At 62.9% G+C, this 18,958-nt stretch carries 18 protein-coding genes and 2 tRNA genes; 17 read left to right on the top strand and 3 right to left on the bottom strand.

Annotation, left to right across the window (positions count from 1 at the left end; all coding sequences use genetic code 11):
• Positions 1-115: 115 nt before the first annotated feature.
• The 17 genes from ftsH (at position 116) to ACCC94_RS03610 (ending at position 16,753) form a co-directional block, all read left to right on the top strand.
• Positions 116-2,032, top strand: coding sequence for an ATP-dependent zinc metalloprotease FtsH (gene ftsH, locus ACCC94_RS03530; RefSeq protein ID WP_413348052.1), 1,917 nt, complete (start codon positions 116-118; stop codon positions 2,030-2,032).
• 9 nt (positions 2,033-2,041) lie between these two features.
• A complete protein-coding gene (gene folP / locus ACCC94_RS03535; protein ID WP_413348053.1) occupies positions 2,042-2,908 on the top strand; it encodes a dihydropteroate synthase in 867 nt (288 codons plus the stop codon).
• Positions 2,905-4,245, top strand: coding sequence for a phosphoglucosamine mutase (glmM, locus tag ACCC94_RS03540; protein ID WP_413348054.1), 1,341 nt, complete (start codon positions 2,905-2,907; stop codon positions 4,243-4,245). The genes folP and glmM overlap by 4 nt, the downstream gene beginning before the upstream one ends.
• A 65-nt stretch (positions 4,246-4,310) precedes the next feature.
• Positions 4,311-5,066: a triose-phosphate isomerase gene (tpiA, locus tag ACCC94_RS03545; protein WP_413348055.1), complete on the top strand. Its 756-nt coding sequence runs from the start codon at positions 4,311-4,313 to the stop codon at positions 5,064-5,066.
• A gap of 2 nt (positions 5,067-5,068) precedes the next feature.
• Positions 5,069-5,461 (top strand): preprotein translocase subunit SecG, encoded by a 393-nt coding sequence (gene secG, locus ACCC94_RS03550; protein ID WP_413348056.1) that lies wholly within the window; start codon positions 5,069-5,071, stop codon positions 5,459-5,461.
• A 16-nt stretch (positions 5,462-5,477) separates the two neighbouring features.
• Positions 5,478-5,563, top strand: a tRNA-Leu gene (locus ACCC94_RS03555).
• Positions 5,564-5,655: 92 nt separating this feature from the next.
• Positions 5,656-5,732: transfer RNA gene (locus ACCC94_RS03560), tRNA-Met, on the top strand.
• Positions 5,733-5,859: 127 nt separating this feature from the next.
• A complete protein-coding gene (rimP, locus tag ACCC94_RS03565; RefSeq protein WP_026079041.1) occupies positions 5,860-6,318 on the top strand; it encodes a ribosome maturation factor RimP in 459 nt (152 codons plus the stop codon).
• Positions 6,319-6,363: 45 nt separating this feature from the next.
• Complete coding sequence (gene nusA, locus ACCC94_RS03570) at positions 6,364-7,845, top strand: transcription termination factor NusA (protein WP_017518943.1); 1,482 nt, start codon at positions 6,364-6,366, stop codon at positions 7,843-7,845.
• Positions 7,846-7,872: 27 nt separating this feature from the next.
• Positions 7,873-10,398, top strand: a complete 2,526-nt coding sequence (infB, locus tag ACCC94_RS03575; RefSeq protein WP_413348057.1) for a translation initiation factor IF-2 — start codon at positions 7,873-7,875, stop codon at positions 10,396-10,398.
• Positions 10,399-10,504: 106 nt separating this feature from the next.
• Positions 10,505-10,894, top strand: a complete 390-nt coding sequence (gene rbfA, locus ACCC94_RS03580) for a 30S ribosome-binding factor RbfA (protein WP_413348058.1) — start codon at positions 10,505-10,507, stop codon at positions 10,892-10,894.
• A gap of 3 nt (positions 10,895-10,897) precedes the next feature.
• A complete protein-coding gene (gene truB / locus ACCC94_RS03585; RefSeq protein ID WP_413348059.1) occupies positions 10,898-11,812 on the top strand; it encodes a tRNA pseudouridine(55) synthase TruB in 915 nt (304 codons plus the stop codon).
• 98 nt (positions 11,813-11,910) lie between these two features.
• Positions 11,911-12,180 carry a 30S ribosomal protein S15 gene (gene rpsO, locus ACCC94_RS03590; protein ID WP_017518939.1) on the top strand — a complete coding sequence of 90 codons (270 nt, stop codon included), beginning with the start codon at positions 11,911-11,913 and terminating at the stop codon, positions 12,178-12,180.
• Between the two features lie 169 nt (positions 12,181-12,349).
• On the top strand, positions 12,350-14,455 hold the full coding sequence (gene pnp / locus ACCC94_RS03595) for a polyribonucleotide nucleotidyltransferase (protein WP_413348060.1): 2,106 nt from the start codon (positions 12,350-12,352) through the stop codon (positions 14,453-14,455).
• 93 nt (positions 14,456-14,548) lie between these two features.
• On the top strand, positions 14,549-15,967 hold the full coding sequence (locus ACCC94_RS03600; protein WP_413348061.1) for a hypothetical protein: 1,419 nt from the start codon (positions 14,549-14,551) through the stop codon (positions 15,965-15,967).
• 195 nt (positions 15,968-16,162) lie between these two features.
• On the top strand, positions 16,163-16,510 hold the full coding sequence (locus tag ACCC94_RS03605; RefSeq protein WP_017518936.1) for a BON domain-containing protein: 348 nt from the start codon (positions 16,163-16,165) through the stop codon (positions 16,508-16,510).
• A 45-nt stretch (positions 16,511-16,555) separates the two neighbouring features.
• Positions 16,556-16,753 carry a CsbD family protein gene (locus ACCC94_RS03610; RefSeq protein ID WP_017518935.1) on the top strand — a complete coding sequence of 66 codons (198 nt, stop codon included), beginning with the start codon at positions 16,556-16,558 and terminating at the stop codon, positions 16,751-16,753.
• Between the two features lie 61 nt (positions 16,754-16,814).
• Here ACCC94_RS03610 and ACCC94_RS03615 read toward each other — a convergent pair whose 3' ends face one another.
• From ACCC94_RS03615 to ACCC94_RS03625, 3 genes are all read right to left on the bottom strand, one after another.
• A complete protein-coding gene (locus tag ACCC94_RS03615; protein WP_413348062.1) occupies positions 16,815-18,269 on the bottom strand; it encodes a rhomboid family intramembrane serine protease in 1,455 nt (484 codons plus the stop codon).
• 72 nt (positions 18,270-18,341) lie between these two features.
• Positions 18,342-18,665: a DUF2845 domain-containing protein gene (locus ACCC94_RS03620; RefSeq protein WP_413348063.1), complete on the bottom strand. Its 324-nt coding sequence runs from the start codon at positions 18,663-18,665 to the stop codon at positions 18,342-18,344.
• A complete protein-coding gene (locus ACCC94_RS03625) occupies positions 18,662-18,952 on the bottom strand; it encodes a DUF2845 domain-containing protein (RefSeq protein ID WP_138214238.1) in 291 nt (96 codons plus the stop codon). The genes ACCC94_RS03620 and ACCC94_RS03625 overlap by 4 nt, the downstream gene beginning before the upstream one ends.
• Between the last annotated feature and the right edge of the window lie 6 nt (positions 18,953-18,958).

The following is an 18,958-nucleotide window of genomic DNA, read 5'->3' on the forward strand; positions in this document are numbered from 1 at the left end:
CGGCGCCTGCCTGGCGGCGGGCGTTGTGTAGTAATTTTGGCCGGAAGGAGTCTGGCCGTCGTGAGAAGCGGTTTCCAGGGCGGAGCCGGCTTCAGAGGGTAGTCAATTGAACGACATGGCAAAGAACCTGATTCTGTGGCTCATCATCGCGGCGGTACTCGTCACTGTGATGAACAACTTCTCCAGCCCGAGCGAGCCGCAGACGCTCAACTATTCCGACTTCATCCAGCAGGTGAAGGACGGCAAGGTCGAGCGCGTAACCGTCGACGGCGCGGTCATCACCGGCAAGCGCCAGGATGGTGACACCTTCAAGACCATCCGCCCGGCCATCGCTGACAATGGCTTGATCGGTGATCTGGTCAACAACAACGTGGTCATCGAAGGCAAGCAACCCGAGCAGCAGAGCATCTGGACCCAGCTGCTGGTGGCGAGCTTCCCGATCCTGGTGATCATCGCGGTCTTCATGTTCTTCATGCGCCAGATGCAGGGCGGCGGCGGCGGTCGCGGCGGCCCGATGAGCTTCGGCAAGAGCAAGGCCCGCCTGCTGTCGGAAGACCAGGTGAAGACCACCTTCGCCGACGTCGCCGGTTGCGACGAGGCCAAGGAAGAAGTCAGCGAGCTGGTGGAATTCCTTCGCGATCCGGGCAAGTTCCAGCGCTTGGGTGGCCGTATCCCGCGCGGCGTGCTGATGGTCGGTCCGCCCGGTACCGGCAAGACCCTGCTCGCCAAGGCCATCGCTGGCGAAGCCAAGGTGCCGTTCTTCACCATTTCCGGTTCGGACTTCGTGGAAATGTTCGTCGGCGTGGGCGCCTCGCGCGTTCGCGACATGTTCGACCAGGCCAAGAAGCACGCGCCCTGCATTATCTTCATCGACGAGATCGACGCTGTTGGTCGCCATCGTGGCGCCGGCCTGGGTGGCGGTCACGACGAGCGCGAGCAGACCCTCAACCAGTTGCTGGTGGAGATGGACGGCTTCGAGATGAATGACGGCATCATCGTCATCGCCGCGACCAACCGTCCGGACGTGCTCGACCCCGCGCTGCTGCGTCCGGGTCGCTTCGACCGCCAGGTGGTGGTCGGCCTGCCGGACATTCGCGGCCGCGAGCAGATCCTGAAAGTGCATATGCGCAAGGTTCCGCTGGGCGATAACGTCGATCCGGCCGTAATTGCGCGCGGTACCCCGGGCTTCTCCGGTGCCGACCTGGCCAACCTGGTCAACGAAGCCTCGCTGTTCGCCGCCCGCGCCAACAAGCGCATCGTCGATATGCGCGAGTTCGAACTGGCCAAGGACAAGATCATGATGGGCGCCGAGCGCAAGACCATGGTCATGTCCGAGAAGGAGAAGAAGAACACCGCGTTCCACGAAGCCGGCCACGCCATCGTTGGTCGTCTGGTTCCGGAGCACGACCCGGTCTACAAGGTTTCCATCATTCCGCGCGGCCGCGCCCTGGGCGTGACCATGTTCCTGCCGGAAGAGGACCGCTACAGCCTGTCCAAGCGCGCCCTGGAAAGCCAGATCTGCTCGCTGTTCGGCGGCCGTATCGCCGAAGAGATGACCCTGGGCTTCGAAGGCGTCACCACCGGTGCCTCCAACGACATCATGCGTGCCACCCAGTTGGCGCGGAACATGGTGACCAAGTGGGGGTTGTCGGAAAAGCTCGGTCCGCTGATGTACGCGGAAGAGGAGGGCGAGGTGTTCCTGGGGCGCAGCGCCGGCGGCCAGCACTCTAATCTCTCCGGTGAGACTGCAAAGCTGATCGACCAGGAAGTGCGCCGCATCATTGACGACTGCTACGGCACCGCCAAGCGCCTGCTGGAAGAGAACCGCGACAAGCTCGACATGATGGCCGACGCGCTGATGAAGTACGAAACCATCGATGCCGATCAGATCGACGACATCATGGCCGGCCGCACTCCACGTGAGCCGCGCGACTGGCAGGGTGGCAACTCCGGCTCATCCGGCAATGCCGCGTCGCCGCGCGACGAGGGCCGCCAGGAAAACCCGATTGGCGGTCCCGCCGGCGAACACTGAGATCACTGAATGAGTTCGTTGTACCACCCGACCCGGTTGCCTTGCGGCAACCGGGTTCTTGATTTAAGCCGCCCGCACGTCATGGGCATCCTCAATGTCACGCCGGATTCCTTCTCCGACGGCGGGCGCTTCAACCAGCACGATGCTGCCTTGCGCCATGCGGCGGAGATGGTCGCAGCCGGCGCGACGCTGATCGACATCGGCGGCGAGTCGACCCGCCCGGGAGCCCGCGTGGTTTCCCCCACTGAGGAACTGGAGCGTGTAGCCCCGGTGGTCGAGGCGATTGCCCGCGAGCTGGATGTCGTGATCTCGGTGGATACCTCTACTCCTGCCGTCATGCGAGAGACCGCCCGGCTCGGTGCGGGCCTGATCAACGACGTACGCTCCTTGCAGCGCGACGGCGCCCTGGATGCTGCCGTGGATACGGGGCTCCCGGTATGCCTGATGCACATGCGTGGCGAGCCGGGGAACATGCAGGACGATCCGCGTTATCCGGATATTCTCCAGGAGGTCCGGGGCTTCCTTGAGGGGCGCATCGCCGTGTGCGAATCCGTGGGCATTGCCCGGGAAAAGATCGTCATCGATCCTGGCTTCGGCTTTGCCAAGACCCAGAGTCACAACCTCAACCTGTTCCGGCAGATGGAGCAGTTGCTGAGCCTGGGTTGCCCGCTTCTGGTCGGTGTCTCGCGCAAGAGCATGGTCGGCCGCGCGCTGGGGCGCGAGGTCGGGGAAAGACTTCATGGCAGCCTTGCGCTTGCCGCTCTTGCGGTGACCAAGGGGGCCAGCATTATACGGGTGCACGATGTGTCCCAGACAGTTGACGTAGTGCGAATGATCCACGCGGTGGAAAGCGCAACAGAAGGAGAGCAGGTATGAGCAGGAAGTATTTCGGTACCGATGGAATTCGCGGGCGCGTAGGCACTCCGCCGATCACGCCGGACTTCGTGCTCAAGTTGGGTTGGGCTGTGGGCATGGCCTTCCGTCAGCAGGGCAAGTGCCGTGTGCTGGTGGGCAAGGACACGCGCATCTCCGGCTACATGTTCGAGTCCGCGCTGGAGGCTGGTCTGTCGGCCGCCGGCGCCGATGTGATGCTGCTGGGCCCCATGCCGACTCCGGGTATCGCCTATCTGACCCGTACCTTCCATGCCGAGGCCGGTATCGTCATCAGCGCTTCGCACAATCCACATGACGACAACGGCATCAAGTTCTTCTCCGGCCAGGGCACCAAGCTGCCGGACGAGGTCGAGTTGATCATCGAGGAGCTTCTGGACGCGCCGATGACCGTGGTCGAATCCGCGCGCCTGGGCAAGGTCTCGCGGATCAACGACGCCGCTGGCCGCTACATCGAGTTCTGCAAGAGCAGCGTGCCTTCCAACACCAGCTTCGCCGGCCTGCGCATCGCGCTGGATTGTGCCCATGGCGCGACCTACAAGATCGCCCCGAACGTCTTCCGCGAGCTCGGCGCCGAAGTCTTCGTCATCGGCGCCGAGCCCAACGGTCTGAACATCAACGACAAGTGCGGCTCGACCCACATGGGGGCGTTGCAGGAAGCGGTGTTGTCCCAGCATGCGGATATCGGTGTTGCCTTCGACGGCGACGGCGATCGGGTGATGATGGTCGACCACACCGGCACCATCGTCGATGGCGATGAGATCCTCTTCCTCATCGCTCGCGACATGCTCGACCGCGGCAGGCTGCACGGCGGGGTGGTCGGCACCCTGATGAGCAACCTGGGCCTGGAGCTCGCCTTGCAGGACCTGCACATCCCCTTCGCCCGCGCCAAGGTCGGCGACCGCTACGTGATGTCCGAGCTGCAGTCGCGCAACTGGCAGCTGGGTGGTGAGAACTCCGGCCATGTCGTGTGCTACCAGCACACTACGACCGGCGATGCGATTATCGCGGCTCTGCAGGTGCTGATGGCGCTGAAAACGCGCGGACAGAACCTGGCCGAGGCGCGGATGGGCATTCGCAAGTGTCCGCAGGTGCTGATCAACGTGCGTTTTGCCGGCGGTGGGGTCGATCCGCTGGAACATCCGGCGGTGAAGGAGGCCTGTGCCAAGGTGACCGAGGAAATGGCCGGCCGCGGCCGCGTCCTGTTGCGCAAGTCCGGCACCGAACCCTTGGTGCGGGTCATGGTCGAGGGTGACGAGGAAGCACGCGTACGCGCTTATGCCGAACAGCTGGCAAAAGTCGTTACAGAGGTATGTGCTTGATTTCTCTTGTCAGTTCCAAAAGCGTCGAGTAATATCTGCGCCCACTTTGCTCAGCGAGGTACAGCATGCGTCGACCCTTGGTGGCCGGTAATTGGAAAATGCACGGTACCCGCTCCAGCGTAACGGAGCTGATCAAAGGCCTGCGTCAACTGGCTCTTCCCACGGGTGTCGATGTGGCGGTGTTCCCGCCCTGTCTGTACATCAATCAGGTCGTTCAAGGTCTGGATGGAAAGGCGGTTGCCGTCGGTGCGCAGAATTGCGCGGTTGAGCCGATGCAGGGTGCCCTCACGGGCGAAGTCGCAGCCAGCCAGTTGGCGGATGCGAACTGCTCCCTGGTGCTGGTGGGTCATTCCGAGCGTCGCCTGATCCTGGGCGAAAGCGATGGGGTGATCAGTCGCAAGTTTGCGGCGGTTCAATCGTGTGGCCTGATTCCGATCCTGTGCGTGGGCGAGACCCGCGAGCAGCGAGAGGCGGGCAAGACTCTTGAGGTTGTCGGGCGCCAGTTGGGCTCGGTGATCGAGGATCTCGGTGTCGGGGCTTTCTCCCGCGCCGTTGTGGCTTACGAGCCGGTGTGGGCGATTGGGACGGGGCTTACCGCTTCTCCCGAGCAGGCCCAGGAAGTGCATGCGGCGATTCGCGCGCAGATCTCGGCGGAAAACGCAGAGGTGGCCCGCGGCCTTCGTCTCCTGTACGGCGGCAGTGTCAAGGCCGCCAACGCTGTCGAACTTTTCGGCATGCCGGATATCGATGGGGGGCTCATTGGTGGAGCTTCCCTGAATGCAGATGAGTTCGGTGCGATCTGTCGCGCCGCAGGAAACTGAAGATGCTGGAAACAGTTGTAATCGTGATTCACCTGCTGATGGCGCTGGGTCTGGTTGTGCTGGTCCTGCTTCAGCAAGGCAAGGGTGCCGACGCTGGTGCGTCGTTTGGTGCTGGCGCTTCGGGTACTGTTTTCGGTAGCCAGGGTTCTGCTACCTTCCTGAGCCGCTTCACCGCGGTGCTGGCTGCAGTTTTTTTTATTACCAGCTTGGGTTTAGCGTATTTTGCTAAAGAAAAAGCTGATATAATTCGTCACGCTGGGCTTCCTGATCCGGCAGTGATGGAGCAGAAGCAGGAACAAGCTCCGGCAGCTAGCGATGTGCCGGGCGCGCAAGGGCAACCTCAAGCCCCTGCAGGCGGTAACGGCGACGTTCCGGCGGCTCCTGAGCAGAGGTAAGCAGGCAAGAGTTTTTGCCGAGGTGGTGGAATTGGTAGACACGCTACCTTGAGGTGGTAGTGGCCATAGGCTGTAGGGGTTCGAGTCCCCTCCTCGGTACCATATACGAAAAGGCCCGCAGTGCGGGCCTTGTCGTTTCGGAGTTTCGGTTGACCTTGAAGGGGCTCAACCGTATAATTTCGCACCAGCTTTGACGCGGGATGGAGCAGTCTGGTAGCTCGTCGGGCTCATAACCCGAAGGTCGTTGGTTCAAATCCAGCTCCCGCAACCAGTTTGGCAGAGCCCCTTTTCAGGGGCTTTTTGCTAGCTGGACAGTCCGCGCCGCCGTGTCAGGGCGGTCCTTAAGGGATGGGCGTTTCGCCCATTTTTTGTTTCTACAGCATACGCGAGGCGATCAGGTGTCGAGCAAGCTAGAACAGTTGCAGGCCTTGTTGGCCCCTGTAGTAGAAGCGCTCGGCTATGAGTGCTGGGGCCTGGAGTTCATTTCCCAAGGTCGCCATTCCCTGCTCCGGGTTTATATCGACCGTCCGGAAGGCATCCTGATTGATGACTGCGAAATCGTCAGTCGTCAGGTCAGTGGCATCCTGGACGTGGAAGACCCGATCAGTGGCGAGTACACCCTGGAGGTGTCGTCGCCCGGTATGGATCGGCCTCTCTTCACGCTCGAACAGTTCGCCCGCTATGTCGGCGAGCAGGTGAAGATCAAGCTGCGCACGCCCTTCGAACGGCGGCGCAATTTCCAGGGCATTCTCCGTGGTGTGGAGGAGCAGGATGTGGTGGTCCTGGTGGACGACCATGAATACCTGCTGCCGGTCGACTCGATCGACAAGGCCAACATCATTCCCCGATTTGAGTGAGCCGCCAGAGCGCGGATTCCAATGGATTGAAAGGCGAGGCGTACGATGAGCAAAGAAGTACTGCTGGTTGTTGAGTCGGTATCCAACGAGAAGGGTGTACCGCCTGGCGTGATTTTCGAAGCGCTGGAACTGGCCCTGGCGACCGCGACCAAAAAGCGTTTCGAGGACGAGGTTGACCTGCGCGTGGAAATCAACCGCGCCAACGGCAACTACGAGACTTTCCGTCGCTGGACCATCGTCGAAGACGAGGACTACTCCAACCCGGCATCGGAACTGACCGTCGAAGACGTGCAGGAAGAGCACCCCGGCATGAAGGCCGGCGAGGTCATCGAGGAAAAGATCGAGTCCATCGAGTTCGGCCGCATCGCTGCGCAGACCGCCAAGCAGGTCATCGTGCAGAAGGTCCGCGAAGCCGAGCGCGCTCAGGTGGTCGACGCCTACCGCGAGAAGGTCAATGAGATCATCTCGGGTACCGTCAAGAAGGTCACCCGTGACAACGTCATCGTCGACCTGGGCAACAACGCCGAAGCGCTGCTGGCCCGCGACCAGATCATCCCGCGTGAAACCTTCCGCGTCGGCACCCGCGTGCGTGCCCTGCTCAAGGAAATCCGCAGCGAGAACCGTGGCCCTCAGCTGATCCTGTCGCGTACCGCGCCGGAAATGCTGATCGAGCTGTTCCGCATCGAAGTACCGGAAATCGCCGAGCAACTGATCGACGTGATGGCCGCCGCCCGTGATCCGGGTTCGCGCGCCAAGATCGCCGTTCGCTCCAAGGACAAGCGTATCGACCCGCAGGGCGCCTGCATCGGTATGCGTGGTTCCCGCGTCCAGGCCGTCTCCGGCGAACTGGGCGGCGAGCGTGTGGACATCGTCCTCTGGGACGACAACCCCGCGCAGTTCGTGATCAACGCCATGGCCCCGGCCGAAGTGGCGGCGATCATCGTCGACGAAGATACCCACACCATGGATATCGCCGTCGCCGAGGACAACCTGGCACAGGCCATTGGCCGCAGTGGCCAGAACGTCCGTCTGGCCAGCCAGCTCACCGGCTGGACCCTGAATGTGATGACCGAGGCCGATATCCAGGCCAAACAGCAGGCTGAAACTGGCGACATCCTGCAGCGCTTCGTCGACGAGCTGGATGTCGACGAAGAACTCGCCCAGGTCCTAGTGGAAGAAGGTTTCACCACCCTGGAAGAGATCGCCTACGTACCGATGGAAGAGATGCTCAGCATCGACGGCTTCGACGAAGACATCGTCAACGAGCTGCGCTCGCGTGCCAAGGACCGCCTGCTGACCAAAGCCATCGCCACTGAAGAGAAACTCGCCGACGCACAACCTGCCGAAGACCTGCTCAGCCTCGATGGCATGACCAAAGAGCTGGCCGTGGACCTGGCACTGCGTGGCGTAACCACCCGTGAAGATCTTGCCGAGCAATCCATTGACGATCTGCTCGACATCGACGGCATGGACGAAGAGCGTGCCGGCAAGTTGATCATGGCCGCCCGGGCCCATTGGTTCGAGTAAGCATTCGCGGCCTGAGGAGAGAAGTGCATGACGCAAGTCACGGTGAAAGAACTGGCCAAGACGGTCGATACGCCGGTGGAGCGCCTGCTGCAGCAGATGCGCGAAGCGGGTCTGCCCCATAACGATGCCGAGCAGGTAGTCACCGACAGCGAGAAGCAAGCGCTGCTGGCCCACCTGAAAGGCAGCCACGGTGATCGCGCGGACGAGCCGCGCAAGATCACCCTGCAACGCAAGACCACCTCGACCATCCGGGTCGCTGGCAGCAAGACTGTCAGCGTCGAGGTGCGCAAGAAGAAGACCTACGTCAAGCGCGATCCCGAGGAGCTCGAGGCCGAGCGCCAGCGCGAGCTGGAAGAGCAGCGTGCCGCTGAGGAAGCGGTGCGTCTGAAGGCCGAGGAAGAGTCCCGCCAGCGCGCTGCCGAGGAAGAGGCTCGCCGTCAGGCGGACGCTGCTCGCCAGGCGACCAGCGCTGCTCCTGCTGCAGCTCCGGCTGCTGCCGAAGCGCCGCGTGCCGCGGCTCCTGCTCCGGCTGCTCCGGCCGCTGCCGCTCCTGCTGCGGATGACCGCAAGAAGGAAGAAGTACGCCGCGCGCCCAAGCGTGACGACGAGGATGAGCGCCGCGATCGCAAGCATGCCCAGCATCGCCCGTCGATCAAGGAAAAGGAAAAGACCACCGCGCCGCGCGTCGTGCGCAGTGGCGGCGACGACGACGACAGCTTTGGCCGTCGTGGCGGTGGCCGCGGCAAGGGCAAGCTGAAGAAGCGTAACCAGCACGGGTTCCAGAGCCCGACAGGACCGATTGTGCGTGAAGTGAATATCGGCGAGACCATCACCGTGGGCGAGCTCGCTGCCCAGATGTCGGTGAAGGGTGCCGAGGTCGTCAAGTTCATGTTCAAGATGGGCACCCCGGTGACCATCAACCAGGTGCTCGACCAGGAAACCGCCCAGCTGATCGCCGAAGAACTCGGCCACAAGGTCAAGCTGGTCAGCGAGAACGCCCTGGAAGAGCAACTGGCCGAATCCCTGAAGTTCGTCGGTGAGGCGGTATCCCGCGCGCCGGTCGTGACCGTGATGGGCCACGTCGACCACGGCAAGACCTCGCTGCTCGACTACATCCGTCGTGCCAAGGTGGCAGCTGGCGAAGCCGGCGGCATCACCCAGCACATCGGCGCCTACCACGTGGAAACCGACCGCGGCATGGTCACCTTCCTCGACACCCCCGGCCACGCCGCGTTTACCGCGATGCGTGCCCGTGGTGCCCAGGCGACCGACATCGTCATCCTCGTGGTGGCAGCGGACGACGGCGTGATGCCGCAGACCCAGGAAGCCGTACAGCACGCGAAAGCGGCTGGCGTGCCGATCGTGGTCGCGGTGAACAAGATCGACAAGCCCGACGCCAACCCGGACAACATCAAGAACGGCCTGGCCGCTCTGGACGTGATCCCGGAAGAGTGGGGCGGCGATGCTCCGTACGTTCACGTCTCCGCCAAGCTGGGTACCGGCGTCGACGAACTGCTCGAAGCCGTACTGCTGCAGGCTGAAGTACTCGAACTCAAAGCCACTCCGTCGGCCCCGGGCCGTGGCGTGGTGGTCGAGTCCCGTCTGGACAAGGGCCGTGGCCCGGTAGCCACCGTGCTGGTCCAGGACGGTACCCTGCGTCAGGGCGACATGGTCCTGGTCGGCGTCAACTACGGCCGCGTCCGTGCGATGCTCGACGAGAACGGCAAGCCGATCAAGGAAGCCGGTCCGTCCATTCCGGTCGAGATCCTCGGCCTGGATGGCACCCCGGATGCCGGTGACGAGATGACCGTGGTCGCCGACGAGAAGAAGGCCCGCGAAGTCGCTCTGTTCCGTCAAGGCAAGTTCCGCGAAGTGAAACTGGCTCGTGCCCACGCCGGCAAGCTGGAAAACATCTTCGAGAACATGGGCCAGGAAGAGAAGAAGACCCTCAACATCGTGCTCAAGTCCGATGTCCGTGGTTCGCTGGAGGCCCTGCAGGGCTCGCTCAGCGGCCTGGGCAACGACGAAGTGCAGGTTCGCGTGGTCGGCGGCGGCGTCGGTGGCATCACCGAGTCCGATGCCAACCTGGCGCTGGCCTCCAATGCGGTGCTGTTCGGCTTCAACGTCCGTGCCGACGCCGGTGCGCGCAAGATCGTCGAGTCCGAAGGCCTCGACATGCGTTACTACAACGTGATCTACGACATCATCGAAGACGTCAAGAAAGCCCTGACCGGCATGCTCGGCAGCGATGTTCGCGAGAACATCCTGGGTATCGCCGAAGTGCGTGACGTGTTCCGTTCGCCGAAGTTCGGCGCCGTCGCCGGCTGCATGGTCACCGAGGGTCTGGTGCACCGCAACCGTCCGATCCGCGTACTGCGCGACGACGTGGTCATCTTCGAAGGCGAGCTGGAATCCCTGCGTCGCTTCAAGGATGACGTCTCCGAAGTCCGTGCCGGCATGGAGTGCGGTATCGGCGTGAAGAGCTACAACGACGTCCGCGTCGGCGACAAGATCGAAGTGTTCGAGAAGGTCGAAGTCGCTCGTACTCTGTAAGGGTATTCGAGCGTGAACGCAGCGCCCGGGCCAGCTTTCCAGCTGTCCCGGGCGTTTGCCGCTTTCAGACCCGGAGCCTTTGGGCTCGGGTAAGCAGGTTAGAAAAATGGCAAAAGAGTACAGCCGTACCCAGCGTATCGGCGACCAGATGCAGCGCGAGCTGGCGCTGCTGATCCAGCGTGAAATCAAGGATCCCCGCCTGGGCCTGGTGACCATCACCGGCGTGGATGTGGCCCGTGACCTGTCCCATGCCAAGGTGTATGTCACCGTGATGGGCCAGGACGACAACGCCGAAGTGGTGAAGCAGAACACCGGCATCCTCAACGATGCCGCGGGTTTCCTGCGCATGCAGCTGGGCAAGGCGATGAAGCTGCGCACCGTGCCGCAATTGCACTTCAGCTATGACGCCAGTATCCGCCGTGGTGCGGAACTCTCGGCGCTGATCGAGCGGGCGGTGGCTGAAGATCGCCGCCATGACGGCGACTCCGAGGAGTAAGCCGTGGCGCAGGTCAAACGCATCCGCCGCGCGGTCAACGGTGTGCTGATTCTCGACAAGCCGCTGGGCATGAGTTCCAACCAGGCGCTGCAGAAGGTGCGCTGGCTGCTCAACGCCGAGAAGGCTGGCCACACCGGTAGTCTCGATCCTTTGGCCACCGGCGTGCTGCCGCTCTGCTTCGGCGAGGCGACCAAGTTTTCGCAGTACCTGCTCGACGCCGACAAGGCCTACGAGACGATTGCCAAGCTGGGCGTCACTACCACCACCGCAGATGCCGAGGGTGAGGTGCTCGAACAGCGCGAGGTGACCAGCGGTCGGGAGGCCATCGAGGCCCTGCTGCCGCGCTTCCGCGGCGATATAGAGCAGGTGCCGCCGATGTACTCGGCCCTGAAGAAGGATGGCCAGCCGCTGTACAAGCTGGCCCGTGCAGGAGAGGTAGTGGAGCGCGAGGCGCGTTCTGTTACTATTGCGCGCCTGGATTTGCTTGCCTTCGAGTCGCCCTGTGCGACCTTGGCCGTTTCCTGCAGCAAGGGCACCTACATTCGCACCCTGGTCGAAGACCTCGGACGCGAACTTGGGTGCGGTGCACACGTTGCCGCCCTGCGCAGGACCCAGGCAGGTCCGTTCCAGCTGAGCCAGTCGGTGACGCTGGAGGAGCTCGAGAAAGCCCATGCCGAGGGTGGCAACGAAGCCCTCGACCGCTTCCTGCTGCCGGTGGATGCCGGCCTGGAGCACTGGCCGCTGCTGCAATTGTCCGAGCACAGCGCCTATTACTGGCTGCATGGTCAGCCGGTGCGCGCCCCCGAATTGCCGAAGTTCGGCATGCTGAGGGTGCAGGATCACGAAGGCCGCTTCATCGGTATCGGTGAAGTGGTCGAGGACGGGCGCCTGGCGCCGCGTCGACTGATTCGGTCTTAAGGCCGAAACCGAGGGTGGCTGTCAGCAGGCACGGTCACTCCTCTTACTATGAACACAGGGATAAGTCCCTGGCCTGTTACCTCAGAGGAAGCCCCATCATGGCACTGAGCGTCCAAGAAAAAGCCCAGATCGTTAACGAGTACAAGCAAGCTGAAGGCGACACCGGTTCCCCGGAAGTGCAGGTTGCACTGCTGTCCGCCAACATCAACAAGCTGCAGGACCACTTCAAGGCCAACGGCAAAGACCACCACTCCCGTCGTGGCCTGATCCGTATGGTCAACCAGCGTCGTAAGCTGCTGGATTACCTGAAGAGCAAGGACACCTCTCGTTACAGCGCCCTGATCGGTCGCCTGGGCCTGCGTCGCTAAGACGGCAAGCCTGAAGTGGGAAGCTGGGAGTCCGGGGTCGATGGGCGGTGTATACCGCTCATCGGCTTCGGCTCCCGGCTTTCTCGCTTTTATAGGGAATGAATTCGGGTCCGACTCCCGGCATTTCCACGATTTCCCCCAAGGCAACTAAAGCGAAGGTAGAAAAACCGTGAACCCGGTAACCAAGAAATTCCAGTTCGGTCAGTCGACCGTAACCCTCGAGACTGGCCGCATCGCCCGCCAGGCCACCGGTGCCGTCCTGGTCACCATGGACGACGTGACCGTGCTCTGCACCGTCGTCGGTGCCAAGCAGGCCGACCCGAGCAAGAGCTTCTTCCCGCTCTCCGTGCACTACCAGGAGAAGACCTACGCAGCCGGCCGCATCCCCGGTGGCTTCTTCAAGCGTGAAGGCCGTCCTTCCGAGAAGGAAACCCTGACCTCGCGTCTGATCGACCGTCCGATCCGCCCGCTGTTCCCCGAAGGCTTCATGAACGAAGTGCAGGTCGTCTGCACCGTCGTTTCCACCAACAAGAAGTCCGATCCGGACATCGCTGCCATGATCGGCACCTCCGCCGCCCTGGCGATCTCCGGCATTCCGTTCGCCGGCCCGATCGGCGCTGCCCGCGTTGGCTTCCACCCGGAAATCGGCTACATCCTCAACCCGACCTACGAGCAGCAGCAGAGCTCCAGCCTCGACATGGTCGTAGCCGGTACCTCCGACGCCGTACTGATGGTTGAATCCGAAGCCGACGAGCTGACCGAAGACCAGATGCTGGGCGCCGTTCTGTTCGCCCACGAAGAATTCCAGGCCGTCATCCGCGCCGTCGCCGAGCTGGCTACCGAAGCCGGCAAGCCGAGCTGGAACTGGACCGCCCCGGTCGAGAACACCGCCCTGGTCAACGCCATCAAGGCCGACTTCGGTGCTGCCATCTCCGAGGCCTACACCGTTACCGTCAAGCAGGACCGTTACGCGGCCCTGGACGCCCTGCGTGAGCAGGTCGTCGCCAAGTTCGCCGGCGAAGGCGAAGGCCAGTTTGCCGCAGGTGACGTCAAGGAAGCCTTCGGCCTGCTGGAATACCGCACCGTTCGCGAGAACATCGTCAACGGCAAGCCGCGTATCGATGGCCGCGACACCCGCACCGTTCGCCCGCTGAAGATCGAAGTCGGCGTACTGGGCAAGACCCACGGCTCGGCGCTGTTCACCCGTGGCGAAACCCAGGCCCTGGTGGTTGCCACCCTCGGCACCGCCCGTGACGCCCAGCTGCTCGACACCCTCGAAGGCGAGCGCAAGGACCCCTTCATGCTGCACTACAACTTCCCGCCGTTCTCGGTCGGTGAGTGTGGTCGCATGGGCAGCGCAGGCCGTCGTGAAATCGGCCACGGCCGTCTGGCTCGTCGCAGCGTCGCGGCCATGCTGCCGTCCCAGGACGAGTTCCCCTACACCATCCGCGTCGTTTCCGAGATCACCGAATCCAACGGTTCCAGCTCCATGGCTTCCGTTTGCGGTGCTTCCCTGGCTCTGATGGATGCGGGTGTTCCGGTCAAGGCTCCGGTTGCCGGTATCGCCATGGGTCTGGTGAAGGAAGGCGACAAGTTCGCCATCCTGACCGACATTCTGGGTGACGAAGACCACCTGGGCGACATGGACTTCAAGGTCGCCGGTACCGACAAGGGCGTGACCGCCCTGCAGATGGACATCAAGATCAACGGCATCACCGAAGAGATCATGGAGATCGCCCTGGGCCAGGCCCTGGAAGCTCGCCTGAACATCCTCGGCCAGATGAACCAGATCATCGCCGCGCCGCGCGCCGAGCTGTCGGAAAACGCTCCGACCATGATCCAGATGAAGATCGACACCGACAAGATCCGCGACGTCATCGGCAAGGGCGGCGCCACCATTCGCAGCATCTGCGAAGAGACCAAGGCCTCGATCGACATCGAGGACGATGGCAGCGTGAAGATCTACGGCGAAACCAAGGAAGCTGCCGAGGCCGCCAAGCAGCGCGTCCTGGGCATCACCGCGGAAGCCGAGATCGGCAAGATCTACGTCGGCAAGGTCGAGCGCATCGTGGACTTCGGCGCCTTCGTCAACATCCTGCCGGGCAAGGATGGTCTGGTGCACATCTCGCAGATCAGCGACAAGCGCATCGACAAGGTCACCGACGTTCTGCAGGAAGGCCAGGAAGTCAAAGTCCTGGTTCTCGACGTGGACAACCGTGGCCGCATCAAGCTGTCCATCAAGGACGTAGCCGCTGCTGAAGCCTCTGGCGTGTAAGCCAACGGTGAAATGAAGAGGGCCCCTTGCGGGCCCTCTTTTTTTGCCTTGAGAATGCTCTATTCGCCGATCTCGCTCCAAGGATGCCCCGAGATGGACAAGCGCTACTGCCACTACCACAGTGCCCAGCCCGCGACCTGGCATTGCCAGCCGTGCGAGCGTCATTACGGCGACTGCTGCATTCCCCTCAACGCTGACGCTCCCGAGTACGCTCCGGCGTGCCCGCTTTGTCGCGGCCACCTGCGCTTCCTTGGCGCGGCGAACACCGCTCAGCCCTTCTGGGAGCGCCTGCCGAAATTCTTCGCCTATGGCTTCCAGGCCGGGCCGCTGGCCTTCTGTGCCCTGCTGGCGTTGGCCTGTGTATTCATGCCGGCGGTGTTCCTGCTCTGGATCGCCCTGCTCAGCGTGGCGACCAAGTACCTGCACAGCGTGATCGAGGCGGCGAGCTTTGGCGGCCAGGACGCGCCCGGCCTGCTGGAGGCCTTCAGCGCCGACAGCCTGCGCACTTTCTTCCAGCAACTGGCGGTATTCCTGATCGCCCTTGTGCTGCTCTGGCTGGCAGCGGATTTCCACAGCGAGGCGATCTACTGGGCGGCGAACATTGCCATCGTGCTGGTATTGCCGGCGAGCATCATCCGCCTGTCCCTGGACAAGAGCCTGGGCGCGGCGCTCAGTCCGGGCGAGGTGGGGCAGGTGATCGGCGCCATGGGCTGGCGCTACCTGATCCTCTGCGTTTTCCTTTTCATCCTCTGGCAGTCGCCGACCTACGTGGGCTGGCTGCTGTCCCACGGCCTGCCCAGGGTGGTGATGGTGCCGGTGGTGGCCGGGCTGACGGGATACTTCAGCGTGGTGATGTGCGCCATGATGGGCTATGCCGTCTTCCAGTATCAGGGCGAACTGGGCTACGCATCTGCCGGTGACGACGCCCCGGCTGGCTTCGCCGCGCCGGAATGGCACCGGCGCAAGGCGCTGGCCGAGGCAGAAGTCCGGGTGAAGGAAGGGCAGACCGGCGCCGCTCTGGAGATTCTGCTGGCCGCCCTGCGCGAAGGGCGCCAGGACCTCAAGCTGAACGAACGTTATCACCAGTTGCTGTTTGCCCTGAACGAACGTGCGGAATGCCTGAACCATCTGCCGCATTACCTGGGGCTCGCCAGTCGCCTCAATCCGCACCTGGCCGCCAGCGCCTTTCTCAATGCGCGGCAGCTGCAGGCCGATTATCTGCCGGAAGACCCGGGCGTTTGCGAACGCATCGCCGAGGTGTTGATCGAGCGCCACAAGGCCCGCGAGGGGCTGAGCCTGCTGCGCAATCTGCACAAGCGCTTCCCGGAGTATCCCGGCATTCCGCGCGCCTACCTGATGGCCGCGCGGGCGTTTTCCGAGGAACTGGGTCAGGTCGAGCCGGCGCAGCAGTTGCTGGCATTCATCCGCCAGCGTTATCCCGCCTTCGAGCAGATGGGCGAGGTAGTGCAGCTCGAATCCGTCCTGGCGAAGCTGGGCAAGAAATCCGGCTGAAGGTCATGCAGATTGCATGAAGCGCAGCGGCAGTTTATGCAAACTGCAACCGCTCCGCTTTTGCGTAAACTTTGTAAGCTATTGATTTATAAAATTTTTGATGAGCTGGAAAAACTGGCACAGGGCTTGCGATATTCCTTGTGCAACTGCTGCCAGGCACGGTCGCAGTTTTCCAATAATTCAGGAGAAACCGCCATGAAACGTTTCAACAAACTGGCTCTTGCCGCTGCCACTGCAACCGCCCTGAGCTTCTCGTTCGCCAACTCGGTGTTCGCCCAGCCGACGACCCTGGCCGCCAACGATACAGTTCAGAAGACTGAAGAGGCGGTTTCCGACACCTGGATCACCAGCAAGGTGAAGTCCAGCCTGATCGCTGACAAGGACATCAGCGGCACCAACATCAAGGTCGAAACCAACAAGGGTGTGGTGTCGCTGTCCGGCAACGTCAAATCCGATGCCGAGAAAGAACTCGCCATCAAGACCGCCAAAGGCATCAAGGGCGTGACCGCGGTGTCCGCTGACGGCCTGAAATCGGTCGAATAAGGGCGCGAGTCCTTTACCCATCCAATCTTCCAGAGGAGGATCGCCATGAACACTGACGTCATCAAAGGCAAGTGGAAGCAGCTTTCCGGCTCGCTCAAGGAAAAGTGGGGCAAGCTCACTGACGACGACCTGCAGGCGGCAGACGGACACGCCGAGTACCTGGTAGGCAAACTGCAGGAGCGCTACGGCTGGACTCGCGAAAAAGCGGAAGAGGAAGTCCGCGATTTCAGCAGCCGCCTGTAGCGCCCAGACACAGGGATGGTCCAGGCCCCGCCGGTTCACCGGCGGGGCTTTTGTTTTTCCGTCAGGGCGCGAGGTGCTGCTGGTAGATCGTCAGTTGACGCGTCGGATCGGCTTCCGGGTAGTGCTGGCGAAGGAAGCGCGAAAGCTCGCGTACCGCCTGCAGATCACCTTTCTGGCCCATCTGCTTGGCCAGTTGCAGGGTCAGGCCAGGCAGTTGTTCGGGCAGTTGGCCGGAGCGTGTCAGGCGACGCCAGCTGTGCAGGGCTTGCCCGGTTTCGTTGCGTTGCAGCAGTTTGCGCAGCAGGTGCAACTGGATCGCTGGGTGCCCGAGCAGGCCTGCATCGCTCGCAGCGCTTTCCTCGGCGAGCCGACGCAACAGGGCGTCGGCGGCGGGAGAGGGCGGCAAGGCGAAGAGCTGCTTGAGGGTTTCGCTCATCAGCGCCCGGTCCTGCCGCCCCTTGGCTACCCCGTACAGGCGCTCGACCAGCACGGGACGGCCGGGAAACTGCTGCAGCAGCTGTGGTCCGCGCGCAGCGGCCTGATCCAGGGCAAAGCGGCCAATCAACTCGTCGAGTGCCGCCAGGGCGCGCTTGAACGGCGCATCCGGGTCTTCCTTTGCCAGGTACGCCTCGTCCACCGGCATCCGCCCCAGCTTGCGCGGCAGCCAGACGGCGAGGAAGCCGGACACCAGCCCACCGATGTGTGCGTAGTAGTTCACATGGTCGGCGGCGCGGATCAGTCCGAACAGTTCCTTGCCCAGCCAGAGCGGCAGGATCCACAGCGCGGGCGCCTTGAGGTAGCCCATCAGCGGCCCGAGCCAGTAGAAGAACTGGATACGGCGCAGGCCATAGACGCCGATGTACATGCCCATCAGGCCGGAGATGGCGCCCGAGGCGCCAATGCCGGGCACCCAGGACGGGTCCAGTGCCCACCACAGCAGTCCTGAGCAGAGGCCGCTGAACAGATAGAGGCCCAGATAAAGGGCACGGCCGAGCGCGGCCTCCAGGGCGAAGCCGAAGATGAACAGGAACACCATGTTACCGGCCAGGTGCCAGAAGCTGCCGTGGAGGAACATCGAGCCGAACAGGCCCTGTACGGTGAATCGCTCGGGGATGAAACCGAAGCGCAGGCTGCTGGTCTGGTCGCGCGCCGCTTCGGCCCTGGCGCGTGCGGCCTGCCAGGCTGCGTCCTGCTGGAACGCCGGCAGGACGCGCAACTCATGGCCGAACTCCAGATCGGAAAGCACCAGCCAGGCCAGCTGCTGGCGGGGCAGTGCTTCCAGAGCGCGTTGCTGATCGGCTTCCAGCCGGTCGCGGCGCTCCAGCGAGGCGCTGAACAGTGGGCGTTCGTGACCGAGCAGGTCCTGGGCGAGATACACGCGCACGGCTTCCTCGCGGCGAGCGCCGTCGCCACCCTGGTAGCCGAAGTAGATCAATACGTTGATGACGATCAGCAGCAGCGTGATGACCGGAGGTTTCTTCCAGTCCAGCGGGTGCTCGGCGGGGACTATGACCATGGCGACCGATCCTTGGCGCGGTGGCGTGAATGCGGAAGTGGCGGCGAGACTAGCACCTCGCCAGTACGCCTGTCAGTTGCCGCTGCGCTTGCTCTGGATATCGCTGAGGCGGTTACCTTCGAAGCGGACGAAATACAGCATGCCGCTCCACGGACCGTAGATCCATTCCTCCACGGCGACTTCCATGGATTCGCCGTACCGATAGCCGGGCACCTGCTTGTAGCCCAGGAAGGAGCGGCTGACCGGCTCGCCACAGCGGCTGAGCACATCGCTGGACACATCGCCGGTGCTGATCAGCTTGCTGTTGCAGCGCAGGCTGGCGGCCTGGGTGGCGGGTGCCGAGAAGGCGAGCGGCAGTAGCAGCGCAGTGACGCGCAGAAGGGGGGAGGTCTTCAATTGCGTTTGAACTCGATGCTTTTGAGCTTGTTGGCTTCGAAGGTGAGGATGTAGCTGGTGCCGTTGCGTGGTCCGTAGACCCACTCCTCGACGCGGTATTCGCGGCGGTCGTAGCCACCGAGGGTGTAGCCGACTTCATCCCGATGATCCGGCGCGCCGCACTTCTGTTCGACTTCCCAGGCGCGGTCGCCCGCATTGATCAGGGCGCTGCCGCAACGCATGCTTTCCGCCTGGGCGCCCGCCGCGCAAAGCAGCAGGGCGCAGGACGTCCAGGTCAGGGCTTTCATCGAACG

This window comes from Pseudomonas sp. Pseusp97 (assembly GCF_047304025.1).
Lineage (GTDB): Bacteria > Pseudomonadota > Gammaproteobacteria > Pseudomonadales > Pseudomonadaceae > Pseudomonas.